At 48.3% G+C, this 3,696-nt stretch carries 4 protein-coding genes and 1 tRNA gene; 3 read left to right on the top strand and 2 right to left on the bottom strand.

Features of this window, described 5'->3' with window-relative positions; genetic code table 11:
- Window positions 1-185: 185 nt before the first annotated feature.
- Together ABYP73_RS12175 and ABYP73_RS12180 are read left to right on the top strand one after the other, a co-directional pair.
- Window positions 186-1,595 carry a hypothetical protein gene (locus ABYP73_RS12175; RefSeq protein ID WP_372974511.1) on the top strand — a complete coding sequence of 470 codons (1,410 nt, stop codon included), beginning with the start codon at window positions 186-188 and terminating at the stop codon, window positions 1,593-1,595.
- A gap of 116 nt (window positions 1,596-1,711) precedes the next feature.
- On the top strand, window positions 1,712-1,900 hold the full coding sequence (locus ABYP73_RS12180; protein ID WP_372974512.1) for a hypothetical protein: 189 nt from the start codon (window positions 1,712-1,714) through the stop codon (window positions 1,898-1,900).
- Between the two features lie 51 nt (window positions 1,901-1,951).
- Here ABYP73_RS12180 and ABYP73_RS12185 read toward each other — a convergent pair whose 3' ends face one another.
- Window positions 1,952-2,803 (bottom strand): family 16 glycosylhydrolase, encoded by an 852-nt coding sequence (locus ABYP73_RS12185; protein WP_372974513.1) that lies wholly within the window; start codon window positions 2,801-2,803, stop codon window positions 1,952-1,954.
- Window positions 2,804-2,863: 60 nt separating this feature from the next.
- Complete coding sequence (gene hemG / locus ABYP73_RS12190; protein ID WP_372974514.1) at window positions 2,864-3,415, bottom strand: menaquinone-dependent protoporphyrinogen IX dehydrogenase; 552 nt, start codon at window positions 3,413-3,415, stop codon at window positions 2,864-2,866.
- 155 nt (window positions 3,416-3,570) lie between these two features.
- Here hemG and ABYP73_RS12195 point away from each other — a divergent pair.
- Window positions 3,571-3,644 (top strand) — tRNA-Ile (locus tag ABYP73_RS12195).
- Window positions 3,645-3,696 lie beyond the last annotated feature (52 nt).

Here is a 3,696-nt window from a genome sequence, read left to right on the forward strand (position 1 = left end):
GACCTTCCTGGCAGCTTTTTTGGGAGGTATATTTCTCGTTTTTGCAATGGGAGTCGATTTTCCCAACTCCAATCGCAGGTTTTCCAGGCTGGTTTGAACCTCTTGATGTTATCAAATTGTAAAATCGGCAGGTAAAACATTCCTGTATCGATAGTAAATTCTTACAAAAATATTATTTTAGAGATATGCGCTTATCCAGTCTGGGATCCATCGGGTTATTCCTCATACTATGGGGCTTTACTCCCCATTTAGCTTCCTATTCCCAAACCTTTCGCATTGGAAATTTCCACAGTTTAAAGGCTACCGCCTTCGATAAGGAAACCAGGAATATATTTGCGATTTGGGAAGACAGTGTCCGCGTATTCTATGCCCCTGCTTACAAAACGTCCAAATTGATGCCCATGAACCCCCCAAGGATCAATTTTGTGCGGGCCTATCGCCCGATCGTGGTGGATTCCGAACTGCATTTCGTAAGTACTTCCGGTGGGATGGTCTATCGGTTAGAAGGGGATAGTCTCAGGAGGATCGACCGGTCCTTCGATCACAAAATGCAGATCAATTGCAATCTCTTTGTGCGCAACGATACCTTGTTGAAGTACGGGGGGTATGGGTTCTGGTCTCAACGCAATTTCTTTACCTATTTCAGCACGGAAACGAACGAATGGGAAATTGTTTCTCCGAGGGGAAGCGAGGTACTCCCAGTGGGTACCCAGAGCTCGTATCAGGTCCAGAAAGAAAATGACATCTATATTTTCTCGGGCCTCTCCACCGATCCTTTTGATCCGTTGAGGATGAATGAGTTCCATGAGATCTGGAAGTTTGACATGAGGAGCAGAAGATGGGAAGAAATGGGAAGGTTGAACGATGACCTCCACAACCACTCTGTGGTGGCCCATATGGGAGACAGGATCTTGTTTGATGTACCCAAGGAATACAAGCTGGTATTGGCCGACCCCATCCACAATACCCTGACCTATTACGAGGTATGGGGAGAAACCCGAAAACTCTTTTTACATTATTCAGAGCAACATATCATCCCTAACTTTTACCATGACGGGAAATTTTACCTCGTGGGTCAAATAGACCCATCTCGTACAGAAAACGTGGATTTAGCATACACGATTTTGGATGAATCAGAGGTCTTGAAAAAACCTATAGCGGAAGAACCTATGTATTCTACCGACGAATTTCCCCTTGAAGTCGCCGGAGGCGTGGTGGTTACTTTAGGGGTTGTTTTATTCTTGTTTTTTGGGGTAAGGCGATTGCAGGAGCGAAATAAAGTAGGTGTGTATCCCGATAAGATCAGGTACGGCGGTAAAGGCGTAGCTATGGATGCTACTTCTGTTCAGGTGCTCAATCTCTTGTTGAGATCCGAAGGCGAAGTGCAATCCCAGGCCGTGATGGACCTGGTAGAAAACCCGGCCCAGAGTCACGCCCATAACATCCGGGTGAAGAACCAGGTGATCGAGAACCTTAATTTTCAGTTGAGGACGCTTTTGGTCCTTGAAAAGGATCTGATAACACCAGGGAAGTCTGACGAAGACAAAAGGATCAAGACCTACCAGATAGACCGCAGCTACTTTGCAGTCCGGTAACCCTCAAGACCAATGCACTTATAATTGAAGAATGCCTGCAATACGATGCAGGCATTTTTGATTGCTGTTTTGACGGGCTAAGGGTAAATTTCAAATAAAATAGCCATAAAGAACCGATGAAAAAAAACACCCCCAAACCGCCCGGCCTGGCCTACAGGCTCTGTTGTTATGTACTCCCCATGATTGCCCTGGGGGTCATCTATTATTTTACCTATGACTTTATCTTTAGCCTGGTGGCCTCTTTGGTCGTGGCTTCCATGCTCCCGATGACGCGGTTCATCTATGAGCTTAACTCAGACAAATAGATTTAATTAGCCCCACTCTGCCCCTTTGTTCACTGACACTGGGGCAGAAATTTATTTCCTTTTTTCGTGCGTTACCCAATCGACCTCCATCACCCATTCTCCTTCCATGGGGTTATCCGTGATCTTGGCGAAGTTGAGGATGGCGAACATGGGTTCGGGGTAGTTGTCTCCCTCTCCTTCATTCCGGTAGACCTCTTCTCCGTCTAAGCGGTAGACCAGGTCACTGCCTTCCCATTCCACGGAATACTCGTGATACTCGTCAAGTGTGGCAGGGAAATCCTTACGAAAACTCCACCAGTCGCCTTTGTCGCACTCCCCCTGGCTCTTGATGGCGCCAGTGGTGAAGTGGTCTTTCAGCACGTCCCCGTGGTGTTCAAAGATGTCGATCTCCCCGGATCCGGTGAGCGGCCAGCATACGGTCTCGTCTTCTTCCTGAACCGGGGATTCGTTATTGCGGGCTCCCAGGAGCCACCAGGCCGGAAACATGCTGGGCTGTCCGTTCCCGTGAAGGCGCAGCCGTGCCGTCCATTTCCCTTTGATAAATTCCTTCCGGTTTTTGGAGCAGATCCGCCCGGCCATATAAGGGGTGTCGGGGTGTTGTTCTCCATGCTTGTCGAGGTTATCACAGGGCATGGCCTCCCCAATGTTGACCACCTTCAGTTTCAGGGTGCCATCGCTGACCTCCCGGGTACCGTATTCCCCGTCCGGGACATAGCACTGTTGTTCGTTGTTTACCCAGATCCGCTGGTCCTGCCAGTTTTCGGGATTGAATGAGTCGAAGTCGTCCCGAAAATCGGTTTCCCATACTGCGGTTGCAGCAGATTCTGCAGTTTCTTCTTTTTTCTCCTGGGTCTTACACCCGGTGATGAACAGAATCAGGAAGGCTAGTGTGGTCCGTATCATTGCTTGAAGTTTAATTTTCAGGACAATAAGGTAATAAACTATATTGAAAAATATGGGAGATTAAAGATTCACCAGCCTTTTCCCAAAGCCCTCTACCTTTTCCCAGTCAGTGTATTCCTTGACCGTTCTGGGGTCCGTGGGCCCTTTGGTCATCCACATGATAAGACGGATCATGGTACGGTCAAAGAAGGAGTAGCGGGGATAGTCGAGCATCCCGGCAAAGCATTCCGCGAGGTCCGGCCTCCAGGAGATTTTCTTAAAGAATTTGACGACATAGGGGTTGGTCTCCGGACTGCTTTTTTCTGGTTTACGGGCCACGAGGTTGACGGAAAAGAAGGCTGTCTTTTTGGCTTCCAGCTCCTTTTGGCGGGTGTTGATGAGATCGATGATCTTTTTGTCGTGCACCCCGTACCGGATGCTGGCACCCAGGACTACCCGATCATAGGGAGCGAGGTCCCCGTCAAAATCTGCTATGTTGATAATTTCAACCGGCTGGTCGTGAGCTGAGAGTACACCTGCCAGCTCTTCGCATATCTTGAGCGTATGTCCATCCACGGAGGCGTATATCAGGGCTGTTTTACTCAGAGGGGCTTTAGGTTCTGTGCTATTCATAGCGCATTTTGAAATAAAAATCTCTAAGCTACTATTTTTTTGGCCTTTTTCAGAAAGCGGACACTCCTTTATACATAGGATCCCCCGTAATTTTGTTGGGCCTCCGGTATTGCAGTATCCTAAAATAAGTAGTAATATTGCAGTCCCCTAAAAAAGGTCCTATAGCTCAGCTGGTTAGAGCACCTGACTCATAATCAGGGGGTCCCTGGTTCGAGCCCAGGTGGGACCACATCAAGCAGCAAACCCCGCGCAAAAGCGCGGGGTTCTTTTTTGGACGAAGC

Source organism: Muriicola sp. (assembly GCF_041567615.1).
In the GTDB taxonomy this organism is placed as follows: Bacteria; Bacteroidota; Bacteroidia; order Flavobacteriales; family Flavobacteriaceae; genus Muriicola.